This window comes from Mycobacterium kyogaense, from assembly GCF_003254575.1.
GTDB lineage: Bacteria > Actinomycetota > Actinomycetes > Mycobacteriales > Mycobacteriaceae > Mycobacterium > Mycobacterium kyogaense.
In genome coordinates, this window is sequence record NZ_QJUA01000017.1 from 61,220 (window position 1) to 87,791 (window position 26,572).

At 69.1% G+C, this 26,572-nt stretch carries 31 protein-coding genes and 1 pseudogene; 12 read left to right on the forward strand and 20 right to left on the reverse strand.

Annotated elements, in window-relative coordinates; translation table 11 throughout:
* Position 1 precedes the first annotated feature (1 nt).
* From DMB80_RS13825 to DMB80_RS13835, 4 genes and pseudogenes are all read right to left on the reverse strand, one after another.
* Positions 2–265 carry a hypothetical protein gene (locus tag DMB80_RS13825; RefSeq protein ID WP_046365659.1) on the reverse strand — a complete coding sequence of 88 codons (264 nt, stop codon included), beginning with the start codon at positions 263–265 and terminating at the stop codon, positions 2–4.
* Positions 266–315: 50 nt separating this feature from the next.
* A complete protein-coding gene (locus tag DMB80_RS28380; RefSeq protein WP_240431186.1) occupies positions 316–798 on the reverse strand; it encodes a GNAT family N-acetyltransferase in 483 nt (160 codons plus the stop codon).
* Positions 796–1,218, reverse strand: a pseudogene (locus tag DMB80_RS28600) (SRPBCC family protein); the annotation flags it as partial. The pseudogene DMB80_RS28600 and the gene DMB80_RS28380, both read right to left, overlap by 3 nt.
* A complete protein-coding gene (locus DMB80_RS13835; RefSeq protein WP_111510363.1) occupies positions 1,215–1,538 on the reverse strand; it encodes an ArsR/SmtB family transcription factor in 324 nt (107 codons plus the stop codon). The gene DMB80_RS13835 and the pseudogene DMB80_RS28600, both read right to left, overlap by 4 nt.
* A 77-nt stretch (positions 1,539–1,615) precedes the next feature.
* Between DMB80_RS13835 and DMB80_RS13840 the strand changes: the two genes are divergently transcribed.
* The gene (locus tag DMB80_RS13840; protein WP_111510407.1) at positions 1,616–2,350 is read left to right on the forward strand and encodes a DUF899 domain-containing protein; all 735 of its coding nucleotides are present in this window, start codon (positions 1,616–1,618) and stop codon (positions 2,348–2,350) included.
* On the opposite strand, the gene DMB80_RS13845 is transcribed toward DMB80_RS13840, so the two are convergent.
* Entirely contained in the window at positions 2,299–3,957 is a 1,659-nt protein-coding gene (locus DMB80_RS13845; RefSeq protein ID WP_162938524.1) for an HNH endonuclease signature motif containing protein, read from the reverse strand. The two genes, DMB80_RS13840 and DMB80_RS13845, sit on opposite strands and share 52 nt — an antisense overlap.
* A 121-nt stretch (positions 3,958–4,078) precedes the next feature.
* Here DMB80_RS13845 and DMB80_RS13850 point away from each other — a divergent pair, with 121 nt between their 5' ends.
* A complete protein-coding gene (locus DMB80_RS13850; RefSeq protein ID WP_111510364.1) occupies positions 4,079–4,939 on the forward strand; it encodes an SDR family oxidoreductase in 861 nt (286 codons plus the stop codon).
* Here DMB80_RS13850 and DMB80_RS13855 read toward each other — a convergent pair.
* Entirely contained in the window at positions 4,936–5,352 is a 417-nt protein-coding gene (locus tag DMB80_RS13855) for a MerR family transcriptional regulator (RefSeq protein WP_111510365.1), read from the reverse strand. The two genes, DMB80_RS13850 and DMB80_RS13855, sit on opposite strands and share 4 nt — an antisense overlap.
* A 50-nt stretch (positions 5,353–5,402) precedes the next feature.
* Here DMB80_RS13855 and DMB80_RS13860 point away from each other — a divergent pair, with 50 nt between their 5' ends.
* Entirely contained in the window at positions 5,403–6,386 is a 984-nt protein-coding gene (locus DMB80_RS13860; protein ID WP_111510366.1) for an oxidoreductase, read from the forward strand.
* A 30-nt stretch (positions 6,387–6,416) separates the two neighbouring features.
* Here the strand turns inward: DMB80_RS13860 and DMB80_RS13865 are convergent, their stop codons facing one another.
* Entirely contained in the window at positions 6,417–7,037 is a 621-nt protein-coding gene (locus DMB80_RS13865; protein WP_111510367.1) for a TetR/AcrR family transcriptional regulator, read from the reverse strand.
* A gap of 61 nt (positions 7,038–7,098) precedes the next feature.
* Between DMB80_RS13865 and DMB80_RS13870 the strand changes: the two genes are divergently transcribed.
* Entirely contained in the window at positions 7,099–7,959 is an 861-nt protein-coding gene (locus tag DMB80_RS13870) for an alpha/beta fold hydrolase (protein WP_111510368.1), read from the forward strand.
* Here the strand turns inward: DMB80_RS13870 and DMB80_RS13875 are convergent.
* The 6 genes from DMB80_RS13875 to DMB80_RS13900 are packed head-to-tail and all read right to left on the reverse strand — an operon-like array spanning position 7,923 to position 12,043.
* Positions 7,923–8,327 carry a hypothetical protein gene (locus DMB80_RS13875; protein WP_111510369.1) on the reverse strand — a complete coding sequence of 135 codons (405 nt, stop codon included), beginning with the start codon at positions 8,325–8,327 and terminating at the stop codon, positions 7,923–7,925. The genes DMB80_RS13870 and DMB80_RS13875 overlap by 37 nt on opposite strands.
* Positions 8,328–9,545 carry an O-succinylhomoserine sulfhydrylase gene (locus tag DMB80_RS13880; RefSeq protein WP_111510409.1) on the reverse strand — a complete coding sequence of 406 codons (1,218 nt, stop codon included), beginning with the start codon at positions 9,543–9,545 and terminating at the stop codon, positions 8,328–8,330.
* Positions 9,542–9,955 (reverse strand): rhodanese-like domain-containing protein, encoded by a 414-nt coding sequence (locus DMB80_RS13885; RefSeq protein ID WP_046365642.1) that lies wholly within the window; start codon positions 9,953–9,955, stop codon positions 9,542–9,544. Before DMB80_RS13885 ends, DMB80_RS13880 begins: the two co-directional genes overlap by 4 nt.
* A gap of 19 nt (positions 9,956–9,974) precedes the next feature.
* The gene (locus DMB80_RS13890; protein ID WP_111510370.1) at positions 9,975–10,415 is read right to left on the reverse strand and encodes an Rv0361 family membrane protein; all 441 of its coding nucleotides are present in this window, start codon (positions 10,413–10,415) and stop codon (positions 9,975–9,977) included.
* Entirely contained in the window at positions 10,412–11,536 is a 1,125-nt protein-coding gene (purT, locus tag DMB80_RS13895; protein WP_111510371.1) for a formate-dependent phosphoribosylglycinamide formyltransferase, read from the reverse strand. Before purT ends, DMB80_RS13890 begins: the two co-directional genes overlap by 4 nt.
* A gap of 24 nt (positions 11,537–11,560) precedes the next feature.
* A complete protein-coding gene (locus DMB80_RS13900; RefSeq protein ID WP_111510410.1) occupies positions 11,561–12,043 on the reverse strand; it encodes a MarR family winged helix-turn-helix transcriptional regulator in 483 nt (160 codons plus the stop codon).
* A 60-nt stretch (positions 12,044–12,103) separates the two neighbouring features.
* On the opposite strand from DMB80_RS13900, the gene DMB80_RS13905 reads away from it, so the two are divergent.
* Genes DMB80_RS13905 through DMB80_RS13915 form a run of 3 tightly spaced genes read left to right on the forward strand, consistent with a single transcriptional unit; the run spans position 12,104 to position 15,608 of the window.
* On the forward strand, positions 12,104–14,131 hold the full coding sequence (locus tag DMB80_RS13905; RefSeq protein ID WP_111510372.1) for an MMPL family transporter: 2,028 nt from the start codon (positions 12,104–12,106) through the stop codon (positions 14,129–14,131).
* A gap of 29 nt (positions 14,132–14,160) precedes the next feature.
* The gene (locus DMB80_RS13910; RefSeq protein WP_111510373.1) at positions 14,161–15,387 is read left to right on the forward strand and encodes a cytochrome P450; all 1,227 of its coding nucleotides are present in this window, start codon (positions 14,161–14,163) and stop codon (positions 15,385–15,387) included.
* A 50-nt stretch (positions 15,388–15,437) separates the two neighbouring features.
* Positions 15,438–15,608 (forward strand): 4Fe-4S domain-containing protein, encoded by a 171-nt coding sequence (locus DMB80_RS13915; protein WP_240431187.1) that lies wholly within the window; start codon positions 15,438–15,440, stop codon positions 15,606–15,608.
* On the opposite strand, the gene DMB80_RS13920 is transcribed toward DMB80_RS13915, so the two are convergent.
* From DMB80_RS13920 to DMB80_RS13935, 4 genes are read right to left on the reverse strand one after another with little or no spacing between them, the layout of a single operon-like run.
* Positions 15,538–16,182 carry a hypothetical protein gene (locus DMB80_RS13920; RefSeq protein ID WP_111510411.1) on the reverse strand — a complete coding sequence of 215 codons (645 nt, stop codon included), beginning with the start codon at positions 16,180–16,182 and terminating at the stop codon, positions 15,538–15,540. The genes DMB80_RS13915 and DMB80_RS13920 overlap by 71 nt on opposite strands.
* A gap of 23 nt (positions 16,183–16,205) precedes the next feature.
* Positions 16,206–17,318, reverse strand: coding sequence for a GGDEF domain-containing protein (locus DMB80_RS13925; RefSeq protein WP_111510375.1), 1,113 nt, complete (start codon positions 17,316–17,318; stop codon positions 16,206–16,208).
* A 20-nt stretch (positions 17,319–17,338) separates the two neighbouring features.
* Positions 17,339–17,947, reverse strand: a complete 609-nt coding sequence (locus DMB80_RS13930) for a PaaI family thioesterase (RefSeq protein WP_240431181.1) — start codon at positions 17,945–17,947, stop codon at positions 17,339–17,341.
* Entirely contained in the window at positions 17,944–19,233 is a 1,290-nt protein-coding gene (locus tag DMB80_RS13935; RefSeq protein WP_111510376.1) for an adenylosuccinate synthase, read from the reverse strand. Before DMB80_RS13935 ends, DMB80_RS13930 begins: the two co-directional genes overlap by 4 nt.
* Positions 19,234–19,323: 90 nt before the next feature.
* Between DMB80_RS13935 and DMB80_RS13940 the strand changes: the two genes are divergently transcribed.
* From DMB80_RS13940 to DMB80_RS13955, 4 genes are all read left to right on the forward strand, one after another.
* Entirely contained in the window at positions 19,324–19,896 is a 573-nt protein-coding gene (locus DMB80_RS13940) for a peptidase M50 (RefSeq protein WP_111510377.1), read from the forward strand.
* A 9-nt stretch (positions 19,897–19,905) separates the two neighbouring features.
* Complete coding sequence (locus DMB80_RS13945; RefSeq protein ID WP_240431182.1) at positions 19,906–20,697, forward strand: site-2 protease family protein; 792 nt, start codon at positions 19,906–19,908, stop codon at positions 20,695–20,697.
* A 41-nt stretch (positions 20,698–20,738) separates the two neighbouring features.
* Positions 20,739–21,638, forward strand: a complete 900-nt coding sequence (locus tag DMB80_RS13950) for a cation diffusion facilitator family transporter (RefSeq protein WP_111510378.1) — start codon at positions 20,739–20,741, stop codon at positions 21,636–21,638.
* Between the two features lie 64 nt (positions 21,639–21,702).
* The gene (locus tag DMB80_RS13955; protein WP_111510379.1) at positions 21,703–23,184 is read left to right on the forward strand and encodes an FUSC family protein; all 1,482 of its coding nucleotides are present in this window, start codon (positions 21,703–21,705) and stop codon (positions 23,182–23,184) included.
* Here DMB80_RS13955 and DMB80_RS13960 read toward each other — a convergent pair.
* Entirely contained in the window at positions 23,181–23,597 is a 417-nt protein-coding gene (locus DMB80_RS13960) for a DUF3151 domain-containing protein (protein WP_111510380.1), read from the reverse strand. The genes DMB80_RS13955 and DMB80_RS13960 overlap by 4 nt on opposite strands.
* Positions 23,598–23,683: 86 nt before the next feature.
* Between DMB80_RS13960 and DMB80_RS13965 the strand changes: the two genes are divergently transcribed.
* On the forward strand, positions 23,684–24,433 hold the full coding sequence (locus DMB80_RS13965) for an Rv0361 family membrane protein (protein ID WP_111510381.1): 750 nt from the start codon (positions 23,684–23,686) through the stop codon (positions 24,431–24,433).
* Between the two features lie 32 nt (positions 24,434–24,465).
* On the opposite strand, the gene fbaA is transcribed toward DMB80_RS13965, so the two are convergent.
* Positions 24,466–25,503: a class II fructose-bisphosphate aldolase gene (fbaA, locus tag DMB80_RS13970; protein WP_046364742.1), complete on the reverse strand. Its 1,038-nt coding sequence runs from the start codon at positions 25,501–25,503 to the stop codon at positions 24,466–24,468.
* Positions 25,504–25,554: 51 nt separating this feature from the next.
* Complete coding sequence (locus tag DMB80_RS13975) at positions 25,555–26,568, reverse strand: alcohol dehydrogenase catalytic domain-containing protein (RefSeq protein ID WP_111510382.1); 1,014 nt, start codon at positions 26,566–26,568, stop codon at positions 25,555–25,557.
* Positions 26,569–26,572: the final 4 nt, after the last annotated feature.

Consider the following 26,572-nt stretch of genomic DNA (forward strand, 5'->3'; position numbering starts at 1 on the left):
ATCAAACCAGCGTGTCGTAGCCCAGCAGGAAGATCGCGGTCAGGGCCAGGCCGCAGGCGAGGACGATCGCAGGCATCAGGATCATGGTGTCGAGTTCGTCGTCGTTGAGCACGTCGTCGTCGAAGCGGCCGAACAGGACCCGCGCGATGCCGGTGCGCCGGAACACGCGCACCATCCGCTGGACACCCACGGAGTGCCGACGGCGCCCGACGAAGACCCGGGAGAGCCCGCCGAAAACGAACGTCAGCGCAGCAGCGGCCAGCATCAGCCAGCCCACGGTCGCCTGCGACACAGCGGCAAGCCTATAGGCCCGCGCTAGGTGAGGGCTTTGAGAAAGGCCACCGAATACGTCTCACCGTCATACGGCAGCGGCTCGTCGAGCCGTGTGTACCCCATCGACTCATAGAGCGCTTCTGCCTCGGGCTGGCGGTCGCCGGTGGTGAGGTAGACGCGGGTGTAACCGCGTGCCGCGATGGCAGATTCGAGCTGTTTCACCAACGTTTTGGCGTGGCCGCGACGGCGATGGCGGCTGTCGGTCCAGATGCGTTTGAGTTCGGCGGTGGTGTCGTCGAAGCGCCGGAACGCTCCGCCGGTCACCGGCCGTCCGTCGAGCAGTCCGATCAGCAGACCGCCGGAGGGCGGATCGAACTCGGCGGCCGGGTAGCCGCGCAGCCACGCGTGCACTCGATCGCGTTGCCCGCCGTAGCGATCGGCGTACTCGACGGCCAGCTCATCGATGAGCGGGACGGCTAGCGGATCGTCCTGACCGACGGCGACGAAGCGGAGGCGCTGCGTCAGGAGCTGCTGGAGTTGGTCGGCGCTCACGGACCAGCCGTGGTCGTGGTCGTCGACCGCCTCGGCAGGCAGCAGCGTGTGCTCGATCGACATCAGGGTCTCCTGGTCGCCGTGGGGTTCGAAAGTGACGTCGACGACGCTGGCGGCGCTCGGGTCGGCCCAGCCCGAGTGGCTCCAGGTGAATCGCAGGTGGCCGGGCCGGTCGACGACGAGGAACTGGCCGGAGATCAGGACGGAGCGGCCGCAGTCGTCGATGTCGAAGCGCACGCGGCCGCCGACATGGGGTTCGACGGTGACGGCGACACAGCGCGTCGGGCGCGGACACATCCAGTCCATCAGGGCGTCGGGGTCCAGCCATTCGGCGAAGACGGCGTCGGGAGGTGCAGGCATCACGCGGCGGATGCGCACGACGGGTCGGGTCATCGACTCTTCGAGCGGAGTCGTCGGGCGAGGGCGTCAGCGCGGTCGGACCAGAACTCGGTCTGCTCGTCGATCCACTGCTGGGCCGGAGAGAGCCCGCCGGGGTCCAGCGAAAGCCAGTGTTCGCGACCGCGGATCTCACGACGGACGAGGCCGGCGGCCTCGAGGACCGCGACGTGCCGGGAGACGCCGGCGAAGCTCATCGGTAGCGGCGCAGCCAGGTCGGTGATGCGGGCGTCGCCGGTACGCAGGGTTTCGAGGAGCCGCCGTCGCGTCGGATCGGCGAGGGCGGCATAGGCGCGATCGAGAAGATCTTCAACCATTCTGTTGACTATAGCGGCGGCTGATGGTTCGCTGACGTTCAACTGAAATGTTGAACGTTGGGGAGGGCGGTGTGACGATGGAGCCTCTGATCGTGTCGGCCACGGAGTGGCAGAAGTCGTTGGCGGAGATGCTGGTTCGCGAGAAGGAGTTGACCCGGGCGCGTGACGCACTCGCGGCGATGCGTCGGCGGATGCCGTGGACTGCGGTGCGCAAGGAGTATCGGTTCGAGGGCCCCGATGGACCGGCCACGCTGCGCGATCTTTTCGCGGGCCGGCGCCAGTTGATCGTGTATCGGGCGTTCATGGATTCCGGCGTCAGCGGATGGCCGAAGCACGGCTGCGTGGGGTGCTCGTTGATGGCCGATCACGTTCCGGATCTGTCGCACCTACATGCCCGCGACACCACGTTCGCGTATGTCTCCCGAGGCTCGCAGGCCGACATCGCGCGCATCAAAGACCGCATGGGATGGACGATTCCGTGGTTCACCATGCGCGACAGCGAGGATGGCTTCTTCGATGCCGATTTCGACGTCGACGAATGGCACGGCACGAACGCGTTCATCCGACACCCGGACACCAACGAGGTGTACCGCACCTACTTCGTCAACAGCCGCGGGGACGAAGCGTTCGTCGGCACGTGGAACCTCCTCGACATCACAGCGCTGGGGCGGCAGGAGACGTGGGAGGACTCCCCGACGGGCTACCCGCAGTCGCCGCCGTATCAGTGGTGGCGGCATCACGACCTGTATGACCACGCTTGTCAGAACGGTGGCGGCTCACCATCGACCGCGTCAGCGGGCGGCGTGAGGTAGTTGTTCCAGTTGTGTTGCTTCGCTGCGGATTTGGTGCTTTCTTGAGCGCGTTCGCGGTGGTTGAGTTCGCGTTCCCTGCGGATGTAGGCAAGGTGGTTCTGGGTGCGGCTGCGGCCGCGGGTGGGCATCATGAGGTGGCGGCCCGGGGTGGGTCGCTGCGCGGTGGTGGTGGTCGCCGGTGGTGGTCCGGTGCGGGTGTTCCAGGAGGGGAACAGCAGCCCTGACAGCGGCGCGGTGGTGTAGGCGTGGCCGGTCGGACTGATCAGATGCAGGCGCCCGTCGGGGGTTTGACTTTCGGTCCAGCCCTCCCAAAAGGTTTTCAATAAATGATGCTGGCGGCAATAGCATTTGGTGTTCGCCGGATGGGTCGCACCGGCCGGGTAGGGCACGGTGTGGTCGATGTCGGCGTGGGTGGCGGGGCGGTCGCAGCCGGGGAAGCGGCATGTCAGATCCCGGGAGCGGACGAACCGGTCCAGGGCGGCGGAGGGTCGGTAGCCGTCGGTGGCCAGGCCCTCGGTGGCGCCGACGAAGCGGACTGTCGCACCGTGGGCGATGAGTTCGGCCAGCAGCGGTGCGGGAACGATGCCCCCGCCGGGGCCCACGATCAGCGCCGCGCGACGGCGCTGTCCGGTGGCGGGTGGCGTCGACGCGACGGGCGCTGTCGCCGAATCGAATTCGTCGGCCGCGTTGTCGACATCGCCGCCGACGGCCTCGGCGACGGGCCCGGCCGGCTCCTCGGCGCGCGTGGTGTTTCGTGGCGTGTAGTTCGGTGGGGGTGTTTCGCCGTGCAGCTGCGGATCGGGTTGCGCGTCGAGGGTGGCGTGGTCGGCGATCACGGTGATCGTGATGGCCGAGGCGCGCCCGTCATCCACCCGGGCGGCGGCGCAGTCGGGGCGCCCGCAGCGGCACGTCAGTGCGGTGGCGCCGGCGGCGATCGCACCGATCGAGTCGGCGCGTTTCTGATTCAGCGTGCGCGGATCGTGTTCGCACACTGAGGCGATCATCATCGCCAGCCGCGCTGCCAGCAGCGCCGCGTCCGAGGCGGCCAACTGCCCGTACACGCTGGTGACGCCATCAGCATCGCTGCGGTCGCCGATGGTGAACGACCGATCCCGCGACCGGTCACGCACCCGGCGCACCGCATCTGGGTCGTAGGTCTCGATCCACACATCGATCGCGGCCTCGAGCTTCTTCTGAGACAACACTCCCCACCCCGCCACAGCGTCGACGAAATGGGCGTCGAGCAGCCGCAAAGTAGCGGGATCGAGGACCAGCGCGGTGCGGGACACGATCGTCCTCACCATGTCCAGGGTCACCTGCCCGTCGGCCAACAAGGCCCCCACGCGGGGGAGGCGGTCACGCACGGCCAGCGCCAGGTCCATCAGCGTCGACGCCCGCCCCGGGCCGATCCCCAAGGCGCAGCCGATCTCGGCGGCGGTGGCGTCCCAGTCCGCGCACACCCAGCGCTCGCGCTCCGGGCAGCGGCGCCGCCGCCACAGCTCCGCGATCGCGGCCAGCTTGATCGCCTCGGTGCGCGCAGCCGCGGCCGCGGAGCTGGTCATCACCTCGACCAGATCCGCGTCTGCCACCCCCGCTATATCGAACACATATACGAAATTACCGATAATCGGCGCAGGCGGGAGCACAAAAATCCCAGCCTGTGGACAACTCGAAGCCTGGGGACAAGCCACTTCCCTGTAAAACTTGACATGTGTAAAGTTCCCCCGCATGGACAACATCCGCGGGAAGACAATCGCCATCACCGGGGCCGCGCGGGGCATCGGCTACGCCACCGCCGAAGCGCTGCTCAAGCGCGGCGCACGGGTCGTCATCGGCGACCGAGACGTCGCCCTCCAGGAGTCGTCGGTCGCCAAGCTCTCCAACCTCGGCCCCGCGTCGGGCTATCCCCTCGACGTCACCGATCGCGAATCCTTCGCGACATTCCTGGACAAGGCCCGCACCGACGGTGGCGGCCACATCGACGTGCTGATCAACAACGCCGGCGTCATGCCGATCGGTCCGTTCCTCGACCAGTCCGAGCAATCCATCCGCTCGTCGATCGAGGTGAACCTCTACGGCGTGATCGCCGGCTGCCAGCTGGCCCTGCCCGACATGATCGCCCGCCGCCGCGGCCACATCATCAACATCGCGTCGCTCTCCGGCGTCATCCCCGTGCCCGGTCAGGTCGTCTACGTCGGCGCGAAGTTCGGCGTCGTCGGGCTCTCTGCTGCACTCGCCGACGAAGTCGCACCGCACGGTGTGCACGTGTCCGTCGTGATGCCGCCGTTCACCAACACCGAGCTGATCTCCGGAACCAAAGAGATGTCCATCAAACCCGCTGAGCCGGAGGACATCGCGGCGGCCATCGTCAAGACGCTGAACAAGCCCAAGACGCACGTGTCGGTGCCGCCGGCCCTGCGGTTCACCGCTCAGGCTGCGCAGATGCTGGGACCCCGTGGACGGCGGTGGCTGAACGGAAAGCTCGGTCTGGACAACGTCTTCCTCGAATTCGACCAGACGAAGCGCGCCGGCTACGAGCAGCGCGCCCAGTCGGCGCTGGGCGTGGTCGAGGGCGTCGACAACAACTAGCGCGTCGGGTCCCAGAGTCCGGCGTCACCATTCTGGAGATGACTGCGGTAGACGTCGGTCTTCCACGCGATGATCTCTCTGGCCTGCTCCAGGGCGTGGATCTGTTGTTCGACGCGGTCACGTTGTGCATCGAGCAGCGCGAGGCGTTCGTTCTCGTTGCCGGGCCCTTGCCGCACCAAAGCCGCGAACCGTTGCAATTCCGACAGCGGCATCCCAGATTCGCGGAGTCGGACACAGATTCGGAGCCAGTCGATGTCGATGTCGGTGTAGCGACGACGACCACCCGAGGTTCGGCGGATCGGGCCGACGAGAAGATCTTGCCGCTCGTAGAAGCGCAACGCGTGGACGCTCATCCCGACAGCGGCGGCGACCTCACCGATCGAGAACGACGCCGACTCGGCTGTATCGATCACAACACCTCACTCTTGACCTAGAGCGCACTCTAGGTCATAGCGTCGCAGGTGTGTCGAGCACAGAACAGCAGCCCGTCGACTCCGGCTTCTCAGCAGCGACGACAGCGGCCGAGGTCCTGACGGGGATCGACCTCGATGGTCGAACCGCTGTCGTCAGCGGAGGCCACTCCGGCCTCGGGCTGGAGACGACGAAAGCTCTTGCGGCAGCGGGCGCTCGCGTTGTCGTACCAGCCCGTGTCACCTCGAAGGCGCAGACGGTGTTGCGGGGCGTAGACGGCGTGACGGTCATCGGCGGCCTGGACCTTGCCGACCTCAGAAGTGTCGAGCGAGTCGCCGAGACCATCGCCTGCCTCGTCAATCGGATCGACTTCATGATCACCACCGCCGGGGTCATGGCCACCCCGCAACAACCAGTCGGGCCGGGGTGGGACTACCAACTCAGTGTCAACCACCTGGGCCACTTCGCCCTCGTATCCCGGCTCTTCCCGCTACTGGAGCGTGCCGCCGGTCGGGTGGTGGTCTACTCGTCCGCCGGGCATCACTCGTCAGACATCCGCTGGGATGACCTCCACTTCCTCACCGGCTACGACAAATGGGCCGCATACGGTCAGTCCAAGACCGCGAACGTTCTCTTCGCGGTTCGTCTTGACCGACTCGGCCGAGACCGTGGGGTTCGCGCCTTCGCCCTGCACCCGGGAAAGATCATCACCGGGCTGCAGCGAAATCTGACCCATGCCGAACAGGTCGAACTCGGCTGGATCGACGCATCCGGAACCGTCATCGCAGACGACTTCAAGACACCAGCCCAGGGCGCTGCCACCGGCCTCTGGGCGGCGACATCACCACTGCTCGCCTCACGTGGCGGTCTCTACCTCGAAGACTGCGACATTGCCCGAACATCAAGCCCCACAGGGTCGATGGACGAAGGGGGCGTGAAGCCCTACGCACTCGACGAGGGGAATGCTGAACGACTCTGGCAGGTGACCGCGGCCGTCACGGCAACGAATCTCCCCGGTCTGACGCGACTCTCCTGACCGGCTTCGCGTGAAAGTCATGAGAACAGGTCACGTCGAGTTCGCTGCGATCCCGTCGATGAGACGGTCGCAGACCGCGTACATGTCGGATTTCGCTGCGGCCTGATCCGGTGCCCGCGCGATGAACAGCGCCGCCTCGTCCAGCGCGCCCAGGAGCACGTGCGCCGTCGGCCGTAGCGGCTGCTCGGGAATCACACCGTCGGCAACCGCCTGCGCCACCATCGCCTCCACCACGCCGAGCCCGTACTGCATCCCCACCTCGCGCCAGCGCTGCCAGCCGAGCACGGCGGGCGCATCGATCAGCACGATCCGCTGGACATCAGGCGCCGAGCACAGATCCAGGAAGAGCCGGGCGCCCGTCCGCATCGCCGCCAGGTGGTCAGCCGGCTCAGCCTCGGCGATCCGCGTGGCGATCTGGGTGACCAACTCGGCTTCGACTTCCTCGTACACCGCCGCGAACAGCTCGGCCTTGTCCGCGAACTGGTGGTAGAGCGCACCGCGCGTCACACCGGCGGCAGCGACGATCTCCTGTGTCGACACATCCGCAAAACCTTTGACGGCGAACAGCTTCCGCGATGCGCCGAGTAGTTTCGCGCGGGTCGCGGCAGTGCGCTCTGCTTGGGTACGGCGAGGCCGAGGGTTGACTTCCATACAGTCAGTACGTAACTTTCATACTCAGTGTTCGTAAATGTCGACGCAAAGGATATCCGGTATGCCCACCGTAGAACTGCCAACCGCCACCATCGAGTTCCGCGAATCGGGTCCGGCGGACTCGGCCTTCCCGCCGGTCGTCTTCGTGCACGGCGCCCTGGTCGACTCCCGGCTGTGGGATGCCGTGGCCACCGACCTCGCAGCACGCGGATTCCGTTGCCTGCAGCCGGATCTCCCATTGGGTGCCCACCGCATCCCCGTCGGCGACCGCACCGTCCTGACGCCCCAGGGCGTCGCGTACCTGGTGCACCAGTTCCTCGTCGAGCTGGATCTCGATGACGTGATCCTGGTCGGCAACGACACCGGAGGCGGCGTCTGCCAGTTCCTGATCGATGCGCACCCCGAACGGATCGGGCGGCTCGTCCTGACGAATTGCGATGCGTTCGACAAGTTTCCGCCGTTTCCGTTCAATGCGGTGTTCGCGGCGATGCGAACCCGGATCACGACCAGCGCGCTGATGGCACCCATGGGCGTCACCGCGCTGCGGCACTCCCCACTGGGCTTCGGCCTGCTCGCCCGCACGCTGGATCCGGCCCTGACCGCATCGTGGCTCACCCCGGCCCGTACCGATCGACGCATCGCCGGCGACTTCGCCGCGCTGGCCCGCGGGATCGGCCGCACCGATCTGACAGAGACCGCGCCGCGCCTGCACCGCTTCACCAAGCCCGTCACCATCGTGTGGGGAACCGAGGACCGTTGCTTCACAACGGCTTTGGGTCGCCGACTGGCGGCGTTGTTCCCGAACTCGACCGTGATCGACGTCCCCGGCGCCAGCACGTTCGTGCCGCTGGACGCGCCGGAGGCGGTCACCGCCGCGATCGTGCGTCAGGCGAAATCCGGTATCGGATCACCGAGTCGGTAGGCCTCGATGGCGTCGAGGTTGGCGAAGAACTCCTCGACACCGAACTGGTAGTCGTCGGCCGTCCCGACGAACACGACGTGCACGATCTCGCCGTCGTCCTCGGGAGTCAGCAACGCGACCGTCACGTTGACGACGTCGTCCTCGTCGGGAACGTCGGCCTCCGACGGCACCCAATACCACGCCGCACCGGTCTCGTCGTCGACGTCCTCGGAGAACTCCCACCCGCGCTCGGTCAACTGCTCGTCGAAAGCCTCCAGATCAGAGGCGATTTCGAGCTGCTCGAGCATGCGCGCCGGAATCCAGCCCTCCTCGCGCCCTGCCTGCCGCTTCTTGCGGCGGGCCTTCTTCTGCTCGGAGCGGCGCGACACCTAACCCAGCGCCTGATCGAGGTCGGCGATCAGATCCTCCGTGCCCTCCAGGCCCACCGAGATGCGAACCACGCCGTCACCCAGGCCGATCGCCGCGCGCCCCTCCGGCCCCATCGCCCGATGGGTCGTGGTCGCCGGATGCGTGATCAGCGACTTGGAATCGCCGAGGTTGTTGGAGATGTCGACGATGCGCAGCTTGTCGAGCACCTCGAACGCCCGGTCCTTCGTGCCACCGGCGAGCTCGAAGGTGACGACGGTTCCGCCGCCGGTCATCTGCCGCTTGGCCAGGTCGAACTGGGGGTGCGATTCGAGCAGGGGGTACTTCACCCAGCTCACCGACGAGTGGGATTCCAGGAACTCGGCGATGCGGTGCGCCGACGAATTCTGGTGCTGCACACGCAGTGCGAGCGTCTCGAGGCCCTTCAGCAGGGTCCACGCATTGAACGGGCTCAGCGCCGGACCAGTGTGCCGCATCAGCTTCTGCACCGGGCCGTCGATGTAGTCCTTGCTGCCGAGGATCGCGCCGCCGAGCACCCGGCCCTGCCCGTCGATGTGCTTGGTGCCCGAGTAGATCACCACGTCGACCCCCAGCGGGAAACCCTGCTGCAGGATCGGGGTGGCAAAGACGTTGTCCAACACCACCTGTGCGCCCGCGGCGTGGGCGAGCTCGCTCACCGCGGCGATGTCGACCAGCGACTGCATCGGGTTCGACGGCGTCTCGAAGAACACCGCCTGCGTGGGCACCGACAGCGCTTCCTCCCACTGCGACAGATCGTCGCCGTCGACGAAGACCGTCTCCACACCCCAGCGCGGCAGGATCTCGCTGCAGACCACGAAGCACGAGCCGAACAGGCTGCGCGCGGCCACAAGTCGATCGCCGGCGCCCAGCAGCGCGCCCAGCGCGGTGAACACCGCCGACATGCCCGTGGCCGTCGCGAAGCAGGCCGGCGCGCCCTCGAGCAGCCGCAGCCGTTCCTCGAACATCGAGATCGTCGGGTTGCCGTACCGGGAGTAGACGTAGCGGTCGATCTCGCCGGTGAACGCTTTCTCCGCGTCAGCCGCGCTCTCGTAGACGTAGCCCGACGTCAGGTACAGCGCCTCGGCGGTCTCCTCGAAACCGGATCGCAGCAAGCCACCCCGCACGCCGACGGTGGCCTGGCTGACGCCCTCGGGCAGCTCAGCGGGGGTACGCACCGACTTGCCAGGTGATTCGGTCACGACTGCCTCCACGGCAGGCCCACGGCCTTCCAGCCGGTGGCACCGCGGTGACCGTGCTCGTCCAGGTTGCCCTCGAACCCGTCGAGAATGTTGTACGACGGCCCGATACCCGCCTCGGTGGCGGCTTCGGCGGCCCCGATCGACCGGTTGCCGGACCGACAAAGGAAGGCCACGGGCCTCTCCCCCGGGGTGATGCCGGCGGCCACGAGATCGTCGACGAAGCCGTCGTTGCGGGAGCCGTCGGTGCGGTTCCACTCGATGAACACCGTCTCGCGCTGCAGCGGCGTCAGATCCGGGACCCCCACGAAGCGCCATTCGGCATCGGTGCGGCAATCGACCAACACGGCATCGGGGTTCTCGCTCAGGAGCTTCCAGGCCTCCTCCGGCGAGATGTCTCCGGCATAACTCACGGTCGTGAGTGTCGCACAGCTAGCTGGGGCCGGTCGAACAGACCTTCCAGGCCCCGTCCTCCCGCGCGAACGGGATGTCGACCGTCTGCTTGGCATCCGGTGCGTTCGAGAAGTGATAGGTGACCGACGCGGTGGCCCGGTCCCCGTCGACCCGGACACTGGTCACCCCGTCGAGGAATCGCTCCCCCTGCTTGGCCTTCGAATCCCGCTGTCTGTCAAGGATTCCCGCTTCGGTTCCGATCTGCGCGGCGCACGTGTAGCTACGGAAGTCCGCGTAGTCGTCGCGCTGCAGGGCGTCGTTCTGACCGGCCGCGGCGCGCCCGATCAGTTGCTCGTCGGTGAGCTCCCCGCCGGAGAACACGTTGAACAACCAGATTGCGATCACGATGGCGACAAAGATGGCCAGCGCACCGAGGAACGGCGCCGCCGACGTGCCGGTGGACTCGTCGGGCTCGGTCACGCGAGCCTGCGCAGTGCCGACGCGACGCGGCGGACGCGGTCGCGGGCCACGATCGGATCGGGCGCGGTCGCGGTGGCCAGCCAACGCTGCGAGGGGAACAACCGCACATCGCTCTCGGCGACCGCGAGCGCCTCGCCGAGCGCGGCGCGCCACGAGTCATCGGCGAGCTCGTGGTCGTCTGAGGAGACCTCCATCGCCGCCGGCGACACCATGATCGTGTCGACGGGCAGCCCGAGGACGGCCCGAGCATGCAGTTCGTACGCCGACAGCCGTTGCGAACGCAGCGTCACCAGCGCACTGTCCTGCGGCCGGGGCGCCACATCGCTGAAGTACACCTCGTCGCCGCGGATCAACAGCTCGACCGCGAAGACGCCACGACCGCCGAGGGAGTTGACGATCCGCGCGGCGATCGACTTCGCCGCGTCCAAGGCCGCAGATGGAAGATGCTGCGGCTGCCAGGATTCCAGCGTGTCGGCCGACTCCCGGTGATGACCGATGGGTTCGCAGAAGCTGACGGTCGGTCCCGACGGCCCGGTGGTGCGCACGGTCAGCAGCGTCACCGCCACGTCGACCTCCACCACGGTCTCGGCCAGCACTCTCTGCAGGCTGAGCCGGCCACCGGCTACCGCGCTGCGCCAGGCCGGCTCGATGTCGTCGGCGCGCAGCACGATCGACTCGCCCTCGCCGGGTGCCGCGGTCACCGGCTTGACCAGCAGCGGATAACCGGCGTGCTGGGCGACCGCCGTGAGTTCGGCCACCGAGCCGGCGAACCAGAACGGTGCCGTGGGCAGTCCGAGCTCGTCGGCAGCCAGCCGGCGCAGCCCTTCCCCGTCCACCGACAGCCGCAGCGCACGCGGGGTCGGCAGTACCTCGACGTCGTCGCGGTCGGCGGCCGCGAGCAGCGCATCGGTGGCGACCCCACCGGCGTCGGCGACGACGAATCGGGGCTGGGTCTGGTCGATCAGCGCCGTCAGCGCATCCGCATCGGTCATCGCGGCCATGTCGTCGGACACCGTCACCCGGGCACCCAGCCGCTCGAAGGCCAGCGCCAGGTCACTCGTGTGCTCACCGCCCCCTAGCAGCAGCACCGATGTCGTCTCGGCCGCAGTCGTCTCACTCATCGAGCATCCAGCCTGCCAGAACCTTCACTCGGGGGTGACGTGCAGATCGGCACCGAAGGCACGCATCGACTCGACGATGGCGCCGAACACCCGGTGAGCGGCCTGCAGATCAGCGTCCGGCACGTCGGCCAGCGCGCTGCTGAGATGGCCGGCCAGCGGGGTGAAGAACTCGCGGCCGACCTCGAGACCGTGGTCGGCGACCCGCAGCTTGACCTTGCGCCGATCGGCGGGATCGGGTTCGCGCAGGACGTGGCCGGAGGCGATCATCCGCTCGACCAGGTAGGTGATCGCCGCGCCGGACATGCCCATGCGCTCGCGCAATCCTCCGGCCGCGAGCGGATCACCGCCGGCTTCGGCGACCATCACGTGCAGCAGGGCGCGAAAGTCGTTGTCCGACAGGCCGTGGTGGGCGGCGAAGGCGTGACCGATCTGGTCGGACTGGGCGGTCAGCGCCCGCACGTCCGCGGCGATGAGCGCTTCCAACGCGGCTCGGTCTTGCTCTGGCACACCCACACCTTACAGCTTGTTCATTTGATTAACGTTTAAGTATCTGAAATATTGGTCGGCATGAGCAGACGACTGTCGTGGTTGATCGCGCTGGTGATCCTCATCGCGTCCGGAGCCGCCCTCGGGCTGCTGAGCGGCGGTTCCTCCGGTGAGCAGTCGCCGGTGCCGGTACCCGCCGGCGCCGAGTCGACGCGCGCCGACGCGCTACGTGCCGACTTCCCCGGCGGTGACAAGGCACCGGCGCTGCTGGTGCTGACCCGCACTGACGGCGCAGCGTTGAGCCCCGCCGACCGGGCCGCCGCCGACGCGGCGCGCGAGCGCATGCTGGCCGCCGCCGGCGACACCGGACCCGGCGGCCCTCCCGTCCAGGTCTCCGAGGACGGCCAGGCCGCGATCGCCGTGGTCCCGCTGCCGGCCGATCTGTCCGGCTTCGCGCTCGGCGACGAGGTCACGAAGCTGCGCACCGCAGCCGGCGACGGCCTGCCCACAGACCTGCGCGCGCAGGTCACCGGTGGTCCCGCGTTCGGCGCCGACATCGCCGACTCCTTCTCCGGCGCAAACATCACGCTGCTCGCCGTCACCGCCGCGGTGGTGGCCCTGCTGCTGATCGTCACCTACCGCTCGCCCGTGCTGTGGCTGGTGCCGCTGCTGGTGATCGCGTTCGCCGACCGCGTCGGCGGCGTGGTGGGCACGGCCGTCGCCGAGGCGCTGGGCATGTCCCCGGACGGGTCGACGGCCGGCATCACCAGCGTGCTGGTGTTCGGTGCCGGCACCAACTACGCGCTGCTGCTCATCTCCCGATACCGGGAAGAACTGGGCCGCCACCAGTCTCACCACGATGCGCTCACCACAGCGGTGCGCAGAGCCGGGCCGGCGATCATCGCGAGCAACGCGACCGTGGTCCTCGCGCTGCTGACCCTGCTGCTCGCGTCCTCCCCCAGCACCCGCAGCCTCGGAGTCCAGGCCGCGTCCGGCCTGGTCGTCGCCGCCGTGTTCGTACTGCTGGTACTACCGCCGTTCCTCGACCTGTTCGGGCGAAAACTGTTCTGGCCGTTCATCCCGCGCCTCGGTGCGACCGCACTGACCGAAGGCGGCGCATGGCATCGCGTCGCCGCCGGGGTGGCGCGCAAGCCCGTCGTCGTCGCCGTCGTCGCGATCGGGGTGCTCGCACTGCTGTGCACGGGGCTGCTGAAAACGCCCATCGGGCTGTCGCAGACCGAACAGTTCCGCGTGCAGGCCGAATCGGTCAGCGGTTTCGAGACCCTCGCCGACCACTTCCCGAGCGGCGTCACCGATCCCACGGTCGTCATCGCCTCCACCGAGCGCACCGACGCCGTCCAGCAGGCGATCACCGGCACCCCCGGCGTCGTCTCCGCCAACCCGACCGGCACCTCGCCGCAGGGCCTGACCCAGTGGTCTGTCGTGCTGGCCGCCGAACCGGCCTCCGACCAGGCCTTCGACACCGTCGACGCGCTGCGTGCCGCCGTGCACGGCGCCGACCCCAACGGTCTGGTCGGCGGCTCGGACGCCAAGGCCCGCGACGCTGCCGGCGCCGCCGGCCACGACCGCGCGCTGGTCGTGCCCGCGATCCTCGCCGTCGTGCTGCTGGTGCTGTTCGTGCTGCTGCGCTCGGCGTTGGCGCCGGTGATCCTGGTCGCGATCACCGTGCTCAGTGCGCTGGCTGCGCTCGGTCTGGGCGGCTGGGCCAGCGTGCACCTGTTCGGCTTCCCCGCGCTGGACAACACGGTGCCGCTGTTCGCGCTGCTGTTCCTGGTCGCGCTCGGCGTCGACTACACGATCTTCCTGGTGACCCGCGCCCGGGAAGAGACGCCCGCGCACGGCACCCGAGACGGCATCGTGCGGGCCGTCTCGGCGACCGGAGCGGTGATCACCAGCGCCGGGATCGTACTCGCCGCGGTGTTCTGCGTCCTCGGCGTGCTGCCACTGATCGCGCTGACGCAGGTCGGCATCATCGTCGGGCTCGGCATTTTGCTGGACACGTTCGTGGTGCGCACCGTCGTCATCCCGGCGCTGTTCACGCTCATCGGTCCGAAGATCTGGTGGCCGGCGCTGCGAGCGGAAAGGTAGCTGGGCTAACGGTCAGGTAGCGTCGAGAGATGAGTCAGGCCGATACCCGCACCGAACCGGAGGCCGGGCTGCCGCCGCTGCACATGCGCCGCGACGCCCTCGACCCGACACCCGCGCTCGCCCAGATCCGCGACAGCGTCGGCGTCGCGAGCGTCACCAACGCCTTCGGCATGCAGGTCTTCCTCGTCACCCGCCACGAGGACGTCAAGACAGTGCTCAGCGACCACGCGCGGTTCTCCAACGGGAGGCCGCCCGGCTTCGTCGTCCCCGGGGCACCCCTCATCGACGAGGAGGAGGCCGCGCGGAACCGCGCCGGCAACCTGCTGGGCCTCGATCCGCCCGAGCACCAACGGCTTCGGCGCATGCTGACCCCGGAGTTCACGATCCGGCGGATCCAGCGGCTGCAGCCCCGCATCGTCGAGATCGTCGACGCGCAACTCGACGCGCTCGAAGCCGCCGGCTCCCCTGCCGACCTCGTCGAACACGTCACGCTGCCGATCCCCTCGCTGGTGATCTGCGAACTGCTCGGCGTGCCCTACGCCGATCGCGACGACTTCCAACGCCGCAGCGCGCGTCAGCTCGACCTGTCCGCCCCGATCCCCGAACGGCTGCAGCTGCAGCAGGAGGGCCGCGCCTACATGGGCTCGCTGGTCGACCGAGCCCGGGCCGCTCCGGGCGAGGACATCCTCGGCATGCTGGTGCGCGAACATGGCGACGACCTCACCGACGACGAACTGATCGGCATCGCCGGACTCCTCCTGCTCGCCGGCCACGAGACCACGTCGAACATGCTCGCGCTCGGCACGGTGGCGCTGCTGAGCCATCCCGACCAGATGGCCGCCGTGCGCGACGATCCCGCCGCGGTGGGTCCCGCCGTCGAGGAGCTGCTGCGCTACCTGTCGATCGTGCACACCTCGATTCCGCGCATCACCACCACCGACGTCGAGATCGCCGGGGTGGAGATCCCGGCGGGCCGGCTGGTGTTCGCCTCACTGCCCGCCGCCAATCGAGACCCCGAATTCATTCCTGCGCCAGAACAATTGGACATCCGCCGGGGCGCACCGGGGCATCTGGCCTTCGGCCACGGCGTGCACCACTGTCTGGGTGCGCCGCTGGCGCGCATGGAGATGCAGATCGCCTTCCCGGCACTGCTGCGCCGATTCCCGACGTTGACGCTGACCGAGGACACGGACGAGATCGCGTTCCGGTCCTTCCACTTCATCTACGGCGTGGCATCGCTGGGGGTGCGCTGGTGAGCAGGGTCAGCGCCGATCGGGAGATCTGCATCCAGTCCGGCAACTGCGTGATGGTCGCCGGTGACGTCTTCGACCAGGACGACGACGGCGTGGTCGTCGTGCTCACCGACGAGGTGAGCGGCGACGCCGAGGACCGGGCACAGCAGGCCGTCAACCTCTGTCCGGCAGCGGCATTGGCACTGCAGGACCGCTCGGGGGACGACGCAGCATCAGCAGGCTGACCACCAGCACCCACGCCGGGAACGTCAACGTCATCCACGGGGTGACATCACCGGCGATGAGCACGCTGACGGCGACCAGATACGTCGTCACCACCAGCCAGCGCGCCATCAATCCAGTCCGCAGCCAGATGGTGGCCAGCGACATCATGAACACCGCCGCCATCCGCAGCGCATAGGTGTTGGTGAGCGCCACCAGCAATCCGTGGGCGAACGCCACCACTTCCGGGTCCGCCTCGATACCGGCCTTCCTGCCGGCCAGCAGACCCGCTTCGACCGCCGTCCCGGCGAACACCATCGCCAGGAACAGCAGCCCGCTGCCGATGAACACGGTGGTGAAGAACCGGTCCTCGAGCCGGCCCAGGCTGTCCCGCACGACGCCGATGAACCACAGGAACGCGATGCCCGCGAACGGCGTCAGCACGATCGAGATGCGCAGCCGGGTGCTCGTCGCCGGCTCTGGCAGACGCAGCGCCACGAGCACCGCCGCGAACAGCAGCGCGAACACCACTCCGGCCAACGCCGCGGCACGCGGGGTGGTGAGGCTGTGCAGTTGCCGACCCGAAGGCTCCGTCATGCGCGTCATCGTGACACGCACGCTCAGTGTTCGGCGGCGAGTCCGTCGCCGACGACCACGGTCTGGTTGCCGCCGACGCTCTTCGCCCGGTACATCGCGCCGTCGGCCAGCTCGAGCAGCGAACGCACCGTCGACGAGGCTTCCCGGTCGGTGCTCCACGCCGTCGCGACGCCGACGCTGACCGTCGGCACCACCGCGGCGCCACACCGGGCCACCGCGTCGTGCAGCTGCCCGCCGACCGAGCGCACGGCCGTCGGCGGCCCGAGGACCACCACCGCGAATTCCTCTCCGCCGGTGCGCGCAATCAGCGACCGCACGTCCGCGGCTGCCACCGCACTCCGGATGGCGTCGGCCACGGCCACCAGCACCGCGTCGCCGACGTCGTGGCCGTGGCCGTCGTTGATCGTCTTGAACTTGTCGATGTCGACGGCCAGCACGCCGAGGTGGGCGCCGTCCTCGGACACCAGTCCGGCCACCTCGTCCTCCAGGCCGCGCCGGTTGAGCAGCCCGGTCAGCGGGTCGTACAGCGAATCCACTGCGCCCATCCGCAACGCCAGCAGGTAGGACTGCACGATCACCTGCACCCCGATCACGGTCGGCAACAGGACCAGCAGGCGGATGGTGACGACACTCGTCGCGTTGGTGCCCTGGGCGAGGGCGATGCCGTACAGCACCGCGAACGCCACCACGGTGAACACGAGATGCGCCGCCAGTGCGCGCGGGCCGTGCAGCACCACGATGTAGATGCCGTTGGCGGCGAGCAGCGCCAAGCCCGGCATCGCGGTGAACGCGTCCTGATAGCAGGCGATCACGGCGATGGTGCCGAGGTCGGCATAGATCGCGAAGGCCTGGGACTGCCGCTCGGTCACTGCAGGCCCGACGATCCAGATCACGCCCACGATCGCGGAACTGACCGCCACTGCGATCACCAGCGGACGGCCGTTCACCCCGCCGCCGTCGCGGGCCGCCCACACCACGGTCAGCAGCGCGGTCACCCCGTAGAGCAACGTGAACGATCCGATGAACAGCTGATGGATGCGCATCAGCCCGCGAGACTGCAGATGACGCCTGGTCCATTCGTAGTCGAACGGCTGCCGCCACCAGATCAGCAGGTACTCGCGTAAGCCCTTGTCCATCGCCCCCCTGAGAAGCAGCGCTAGGGCTGTCCGGGGAGCAGCCTGATCATCAGTCCGTTCGCCTCGGCGAGCACTGTGCCGTCCGGGCCGAGCAGCTCGGCGTTGACGAACGCCTTGCGCCCCTGCGCCTCGCGCAGCCAGCCCTTCGCGGTGAGCACCGTGTCGATCGGTGTCACGTTGCGATAGTCCACGTGCAGGAACGCGGTCCGGCTGATCGGGCGCCCGGTGGCATGGATGACCATTCCGAACACGCTGTCGAACAACAACGGCAACACTCCGCCGTGGACGGCACGGTTCCCGCCCACCGAGAACCGACTGAACTCTACCTGCAGTTCGACGCCTGCGTCAGTGAAAGAAATGATGCGATACGGCGGCATCAGCAAGCTTCCGGTGCCCGGCAGCGACGGTGCGCGGTTCGCCGGGCCCACCCCTTCGTCGGCCTCGAACGGGGTGAGGAGTTCGACCAGCCGTTCCACCTGATCGGCAGCGTCGTCCCACGTCGCCGCGTCCGGGGCGGCAGACACCGCGAGGTCCTGGGCGCGGCGCATCGCCGTCAGGAATCGAGCGAACCCGGGCGGCGGGGTGACCGGCTGGAGGTCAGGGAAGCCGCCCCGGGCCGCATCCGTCACGCCAGCACGTCGCGGCGCACGATGGTCTGGTCGCGGCCGGGACCGACGCCGATGCACGAGACATGTGCACCGGCGAGCTCTTCCAAGCGCAGCACGTAGTCGCGTGCCTTGGCGGGCAGGTCGTCGAACTCCCGCGCCCCGGAGATGTCCTCCCACCAGCCGGGCAGTTCCTCGTAGATCGGCTCGGCGTGGGCGATGTCGGTCTGCGTCATCGGCATCTCGTCGGTCCGCTTGCCGTCCACGGTGTAGCCGACGCAGATCGGCACCGTCTCCAGGCTCGACAGCACGTCCAGCTTGGTCAGGAAGTAGTCGGTGATGCCGTTGACCCTGGTCGCGTACCGGGCGATGACGGCGTCGAACCAGCCGCAGCGGCGCCGCCGGCCGGTGGTGACCCCGATCTCGCCGCCGGTCTTGGCCAGGTATTCGCCGTGTTCGTCGAACAGCTCGGTCGGGAACGGCCCCGACCCGACGCGCGTCGTGTAGGCCTTCAGGATGCCGAGCACCGTCGTGATGCGGGTGGGCCCGATTCCCGAACCGACGGCCGCTCCCCCGGACGTCGGATTCGACGACGTGACAAAGGGATACGTGCCGTGGTCGACGTCGAGCAGCGTGCCCTGCGATCCCTCGAGCAGCACGGTCTCACCCTGCTCGAGTGCGGTGTTGAGCAGGAGGCGGGTGTCGGCGATGCGATGCCGGAAACCCTCGGCCTGGGCCAGCAGGTTGTCGACCACCTCGCCGGCGTCGAGCGCCTTGCGGTTGTAGATCTTGACCAGCACCTGGTTCTTGAATTCCAGTGCGCCCTCGATCTTTTCGGCCAGCAGATTCGGGTCCAGCACGTCGGCGACGCGGATGCCCTGCCGGGCGATCTTGTCCTGGTAGCACGGGCCGATACCGCGGCCGGTGGTGCCGATCTTCTTGCTTCCTGCGTAGCGCTCCACGACCTTGTCGATGGCCACGTGATAGGGCATCAGCAGGTGCGCGTCGGCCGACAGGAGCAGCCGATCGGTGTCCACGCCGCGGTCTTCGAGTCCGCGCAGCTCGGTCAGCAGCACGCCCGGGTCGACGACGACGCCGTTGCCGATCACGTTGGTCACGCCGGGCGTCAGAATGCCCGACGGAATGAGGTGCAGGGCGAAGTTCTCCCCCGTCGGAAGCACCACCGTGTGGCCGGCGTTGTTGCCGCCCTGGTAGCGCACCACCCATTGAACCCGTCCACCGAGCAGGTCGGTGGCCTTACCTTTGCCCTCGTCGCCCCACTGGGCGCCGATGAGGACGATTGCCGGCATGCCGCGCCTCTCCCGCTCGAATGCTGTGCATAGTGTGTGCAGCCGGTGAGCTACCTTATCCGATCGCGCGCTGTACCCCCGTCTGTCGCGGTGTGCAACCCCGGCGGCGCCCGGGTGCCGCGCCCGCTGCGCGAGCTTCCGGGCACCGATCTGGACCAGGTCGGGACGTGGCGCCGCGTCGTCGTGGTCGGCGCCGAGGCCGACCTGGCGGCCGTGCTGAAGGCGCTGCTGCGTGCCGATCGTCTCGACGTCGAGGTGGCTCACGTCCGCCGCGCGTTCGGCGCCCGCCGGGCGGTGCACGCCCCGGCCACCCGGGTCCCCCTGATCAGGGACGAGACCGGCTCCGTCGTCGTCGGCGCCGCGCTGTGGCGGCCGCCCGAGGGCGAGCGCACCCTGCACGGCGAGGCCGTCGTCGACGACACCGTGCTGTTCGACGGTGAGGTGACCGGGGTGCGTGTGGAGCCGACCCGGCAGCTGCCGGGGTTGCGCGCGGCGGTGGAGACCGGGCGGTGGCGGCCGCGGCGGTGGGTGGCCGGCCGGGCCGCGCAACTGGGCACCACCGGCGCGCAGGTGGTGCGCGACGGCGCTCCCGGGCCGCGGCCGGTGCGACGCTCCACGTTCTACCGCCACACGCAGGGCTGGTTGCGCGTCGGCCGCAGGTAGCGTGGGTGCGTGAGCGTGATCAGAGGCGGGGGCCCGCTGCGCCAGTCGGTACGGCCGAGCCCCCTGTTCCTCGTCCTGATCGCCGTGACGGCCGCCGGCGGGGTGGCGGCGTGGCTGTCGGCCGCCGAAGTCGGGCCGATGGCCTATCTCGGGGTGTTCGTGTTCGTGATCTTCGGCTGGCTGATCTCGCTGTGCCTGCACGAATTCGGGCATGCCTACTCGGCGTGGCGGTTCGGTGACCGCGACGTCGAGGCGCGCGGCTATCTGAAGCTCAACCCGCTGAAGTACTCGCATCCGCTGCTGTCGCTGGGCCTGCCGGTGCTGTTCATCGCGCTCGGCGGGATCGGGCTACCCGGCGGCGCGGTGTACCTGCGGACCGGCTGGATGGGCGCGTGGCAGCGCACGGTGATCAGCCTGGCCGGGCCGGCGGCGAACGTCGTGTGCGCGATCGTGCTGCTGACGGCGACCCGGCTGTTCTACGACCCCGGGCACTCGGTGTTCTGGGCCGGGGTCGCGTTCCTCGGGTTCCTGCAGATCACCGCGTTCCTGTTGAACATCCTGCCGATCCCCGGGCTCGACGGCTACGGAGCGCTCGAGCCGCACCTGAGCCCCCAGACGCAGCGGGCGGTGGCGCCGGCCAAGCAGTGGGGCTTCCTGCTGCTGATCCTGCTGCTCTTCGCCCCGGGCGTGAACCAGTGGTTCTTCTCCGGGGTCTACGCGCTGTTCGAGCTGTCCGGAGTGCCGGCGTACTTGTCGGCCGTGGGCGGCGAGCTGACGCGGTTCTGGTCGGCCTGGCAGTAGCGTCTTGCCATATATGCGTTAGTACGCATATATTCGCCGGCATGGGTGCGGGACACGACCACAGCCACGGGGGCGATGCGCGCGTCTCGCGGATGGTGATCGCCGCGGCGATCCTGACGGTGTTCTTCGCCGTGGAACTGGGCACCGCGCTCGCCATCAACTCGATCGCGCTGCTGGCCGACGCCGGCCACATGCTCACCGACCTCGTCGCGATGTTCATGGGGCTGACCGCGGTGCTGCTGGCCAAGCGCGGCAGCACCTCCCCGTCGCGGACCTACGGATGGCACCGTGCCGAAGTGTTCACCGCGGTCGCCAACGCGGTGCTGCTGATCGGCGTCGCCGGGTTCATCCTGTACGAGGCGTTCGAGCGGCTCGGGGGTGCGCCGGACGTGCCCGGTGTGCCGATGATCGTCGTCGCGCTCGCCGGACTGCTCGCCAACGCGCTGGTCGTGCTCCTGCTGCGGTCGCAGTCGGAGAGCAGCCTCGCGGTCAAGGGCGCCTACATGGAGGTCGTCGCCGACACCGTCGGCAGCATCGGCGTCCTGATCGCGGGCATCGTCACCGTCACCACCCGGTGGCCCTACGCCGACGTCGTCGTCGCGGTGCTCGTCGCACTGTGGGTACTGCCCCGGGCGATCGCATTGGCCCGCGCCGCGCTGCGCATCCTCTCGGAGAGCTCGCCCAGCCACATCGACGTCGACGAACTCCGCTCCGCACTGTGCGCGGTGGAGGGCGTGACCGAGGTCCACGATCTGCACGTCTGGACGCTGGTGCCCGGCAAGGACATGGTGACCGCCCACCTGACCAGCCGGCGCAACTCGGCGCTGGTCCTCGACGACGCGCGCGCCGTGCTCACCGCGCGCGGGCTCGACCACGCGACCGTGCAGGTCGAGCCGCCGGATTCGGCCGCCGACTGCGAGTGCGAAAGCCAGAACCGGTAGCCCCGCCCGGCTGCCCGTCGCGCTGCGCGCTGCGGTCAGCACCGCCATCCCCGTCCTCGTCGGCGTGGCCGCGGGCGACCTCGGCGCCGGCCTGATCGCCACCCTCGGGGCCTTCACGTCCCGGTTCGGGGTGGGCCGGCCCTACCTCAGTCGCGCTGTCCAACTCGCCGTCGTCGCACTCGCGCTGGCACTGGCCGTCGCGGCCGGCTCCTGGGCGGCCGACGTGGCGTGGGCCGGCGTGCTGACCGTCTCCGCCGTCGCGGTGATCGCGGTGTGGCTGTGCAGTGCGCTGCGGGTGGGGCCGCCGGGGGCGTACGTGTTCGTCGTCGCCTGCGCCGCCGGGATCGGCGTCTCGGCGTCCCGGCTGGAGCCCTGGCAGATCGGCGGACTCGTGCTCGCCGGCGGCGCCATCGCCTGGGCGGTCCAGATGGTCGGCGCGGTCACCGGATTCCGACGCCCCGAACGCGCGGCGGTACAGGCGGCCGCCGAACGGGTCGCGGGCTACCTCGACGCGATCGGCGGGCCGGCCGAGGAGAGCTCCCGGCGTCAGGCGGCACACGCGCTCCATCAGGCGTGGACAGCCCTGATCGACCAGCAGCCGGCCGCGTCGGCGAGCCACGAACTGCAGCGACTGCGCGCCGCCACCCATGCCGTGCACGTGCTGTTCGCCCGCGCCGACGCCGACACCGCCGATGTGGCACGCGCTCTCGGACGACTCGACGCCGACCCCGATGCGGTCGCACACCGCGACCCCGGTCAACGTGCTCCCGCGCCCGTGCCCGCGTGGCGTCTCCTGCGCGACGCGCTGCGCACCGGCTCGCAGACACGCCGGGTGATGGTCCGGGTCGCGATCGGGGTGCCGCTGGCGGGGTTCGCCGCCGTCGGGCTCGGTATCGACCGGGCGTACTGGGCGATGGCCGCCGCGGTGCTGATCCTGCACCAGGGCGCACCGCTCTGGCACGCAATGCGCCGCGGCGCCGAGCGGCTGGTCGGCACCTGGATCGGACTGGCGCTGGCCGCGGCGATCATCGTGATCCATCCGCAGGGCTGGCTGCTGGCCGCGGTGCTCGCGCTGCTGAACTTCGCGATCGAGATGCTGGTGGTCCGCAACTACCTGCTCGCCTCGGTGTTCATCACCTCGACCGCGCTGACCATCGGCACCGCCAGCCACCCGCTGGCCCCCGGGCAGGTCGGGCACCTGCTGCTGACCCGCGGCGTCGACACGATGATCGGCTGCGCCATCGGGCTGGCGGTGTACCTCGCGCTCGCGCGCCGACAAGAGACCCAGCGGCTCGCGGATGCGCTGACGGCCACCCAATCTGCGCTGGCTCTCGCCGAACCGTTCGCCGCAGCGGGCGACGCGGAGAGCCTCTCCGCGCGTACCGCGCGGCGGGACCTTCAGCGGGCCACGCTGGACATGCTCGACGTGCTCGAGGCCGCCGAGGCGGGACCGCGAAAGCAGCGGGAGGCGGCGGAGCGCCTGCGTCCGGACGTACTGGCCGTCGAACGGGCGTCGTCTCAGACGATCGCCGCGCTGTGGATCTAAGCCAGGCCGAGTTCGGCGCGTGCTGCCGGATCGCAGTCGTCGAGCAGGTCCAGGCAGCGCTGGAACTCCGGCTCCTCACCGATCGCATCGGCCGCGCGGGCCAGCGCCGCCACGCAGCGCAGGAAGCCGCGGTTGGGCTCGTGGGCGAAGGGCACCGGCCCGAAGCCCTTCCAGCCGTTGCGGCGCAACTGATCCAGGCCGCGGTGATAACCGGTGCGCGCGTAGGCGTACGCGGTGATCGCCTGATCGGCGTCGAGCGCATCCTCGGCCAGCTGGGCCCACGCAACCGACGCCGACGGATGCGCGGCGGCGACGATCGCCGGGCTCTCCCCGGCGTCGAGCTCGGCTTCGGCGTCGGGATCGCCAGGCAGCAGTACAGGTTCCGGTCCGAGAAGATCGCCCATCCGAGTCATGGCCCCATTGTGCCGTGCAGGGTTATCCGATCGTCACCGCGGATGGATAAGCTTCGCCCGTAGCCGTCAGGAGGACCGCAGCACCGATGTCGAACCCCACTGGCCCGGATCAACCGGACGAAGCAGCCCACCCGCAGGACGAGCCCGCCACCGAGGTGTTCGCGCCGGCCGACCCGTCGACACAACCCACCGATCCGCCGGAAGGCGAGCGGCGGTTCACCGCACCGTCAGGCTTCGACGCCGGGTCCACCCAGATCATCAACCGGCCGCACGAGCCGGCCACCGAGGTCTTCGGCACCGGCGGCACCGCCGAGACCGAGGCCTTCGCCACGCAAAACGTTGCGCCGCAAAAGATTCCGGCCCGCGACGACGCCCCCAAGCCGCCGGGCAAGAAGCGCAGCTGGGGCTGGGTGATCGCGATCGTGCTGGTGATCGCCGCGCTCGCGGCCGTCGCGATCCTCGGCACCATCCTGCTCACCCGCGGGTCGTCGCCGGCCGCCTCCCAGGAGGACAAGGTCCGCGCCACCATCTCCGACTTCGACGTCGCGGTGCAGAACGGCGACCTGGCGGCGCTGCGCAGCATCACCTGCGGCAGCACCCGCGACAGCTACGTCGCCTACAACGACAAGGCGTGGGAGCAGACCCACGCCCGCGTCGCCGCGGCCAAGCAGTACCCCGTCGTCGCCAGCATCGATCAGGTCGTCGTCAACGGCGAGCACGCCGAGGCGAACGTGACCACGTTCATGGCCTACGCGCCGCAGACCCGCTCCACGCGCAGCTTCGACCTGGAGTTCACCGACGAGCAGTGGAAGATCTGCCAGGCCCCCACCAGCTAGCCCGCGGTATCTGATTGCGGGCTTCTCTTCGTTCAGCCCGCGGTCACACTCCGGCCTGCGCTGTGCAGGTCATTGCACGCCTCGACCACGCGCTCGGCCATCGACGCCTCGGCCTTCTTGAAGTAGCTGCGCGGGTCGTAGACCTTCTTGTTGCCGACCTCGCCGTCCACCTTGAGCACACCGTCGTAGTTGCTGAACATGTGCCCGACGATGGGCCGGGTGAACGCGTACTGGGTGTCGGTGTCGACGTTCATCTTCACCACGCCGTACTTCAGGGAATCCTCGATCTCCGACTTCAGCGAGCCCGAGCCGCCGTGGAAGACGAAGTCGAACGGCTTGGAGCCCTCGGGCAGGCCGAGCTTGGCTGCCGCGACCTTCTGCCCCTCGGCCAGCACCTCAGGCTTGAGCACGACGTTGCCCGGCTTGTAGACGCCGTGCACGTTGCCGAACGTGGCGGCCAGCAGGTACTTGCCGTGCTCGCCTGCGCCCAGCGCAGAGATGGTCTTCTCGAAATCCTCGGGCGAGGTGTAGAGCTTCTCGTTGATCTCGGCCTCGACGCCGTCCTCTTCGCCGCCGACCACGCCGATCTCGATCTCCAGGATGATCTTGGCGGCGGCGGCCTGCTTGAGCAGCTCCTGCGCGATCTCAAGGTTCTCGTCGATCGGCACCGCGGAGCCGTCCCACATGTGCGACTGGAACAGCGGATTCTGGCCCTTGGCGACGCGCTCGGCAGAGATCGCGAGCAGCGGACGGACCAGCCCGTCGAGCTTGTCCTTGGGGCAGTGGTCGGTGTGCAGCGCGACGGTGATGTCGTACTTGTCGGCGATCACGTGCGCGAACTCGGCCAGCGCCACCGCACCCGTGACCATGTCCTTCACACCGAGTCCCGACGCGAATTCCGTTCCGCCGGTGGAGAACTGGATGATGCCATCGGAGCCGGCGTCGGCGAAGCCCTTGATCGCGGCGTTGATGCTCTCCGAGCCGACGCAGTTGATCGCCGGGAACGCGAACGAGTGCTCCTTGGCCCGGCTCAGCATTTCGGCGTAGACCTCGGGCGTGGCGATGGGCATGACTGTTCCTCTCAGCTGGGGTGGTTGGAGTATCTCAGGTGCGGTGGACGCTCACACGGTCAGAACCATGCGATAGCGGGCCTTGCCCGAATCCATCGCCTGGAACGCCTCGGCGGCCTCGGCCAACGGCCGCTCCTCGACCATCGCCCGCACGCCGCTGAGCACCGCGAAATGCAGGGTCTCCTCGACGTCGCGGGAGGTGCCCGACGGGTGGCCGCTCACCGAGAGCCCGGAGTTGATCAGGTCCAGCGGGCTGATCGGCAGGTTCTCCGGCGTGACGCCGACTGCCACCAGCTCGCCCGCGGGGCGCAGGCCGCCGACGGTGGCCGCCATCGCCTCGGCGTTGTTGGCCGTCGCCAGAACGACCGCGGCCCCGCCGAGCTTCTGCAGTTCGGCCGCGACGTCCTGGGCGGTGGAATCGATGTAGTGATGCGCGCCGAGCTTCGTGGCTTCCTCGGCCTTGCCGGTACCCCGCGCGATCGCGACGGTCTCGAAGCCCATCGCCCGCGCGAACTGCACGCCGAGGTGGCCCAGGCCGCCCACCCCGAGGATCGCGACGACGTCGCCGGCTTTCGCGCGCGTCTGGCGTAACCCATTGAACGTCGTCACCCCGGCGCAGCCCATCGGCGCCGCCTCGACGAACGACAACCCGTCGGGGATGCGGGCCAGCGCGGTGGCCGGCACGGTCACCGACTCCGCGTAGCCGCCGGGGTAGTGCCAGCTCGGCACCTCCATGCGCACGCACTGCATGAAGTGCCCCTGCCGACACGGGATGCAGCGGTTGCAGTTGCCGCCGAACCAGCCGACCGCGACGCGGTCACCGGCGGCGAAGTCCTCGACGCCGTCGCCGACCTCGGCGATGGAGCCGGCGATCTCGTGGCCCAGCGTCAGCGGCCACTGCAAACCCGGGAAGTGCCCGGCATGGAACTCACGATCGGTACCGCAGACGCCGCATGCGGCCACGTCGATCCGGACGTGACCCGCCGACGGCGACGGGGTGTCGACGTCGACGACGGTCAGCGCAGCGTTGGCTTCGGGAACCTGGACAGCCTTGTGCATGGGCATGCCT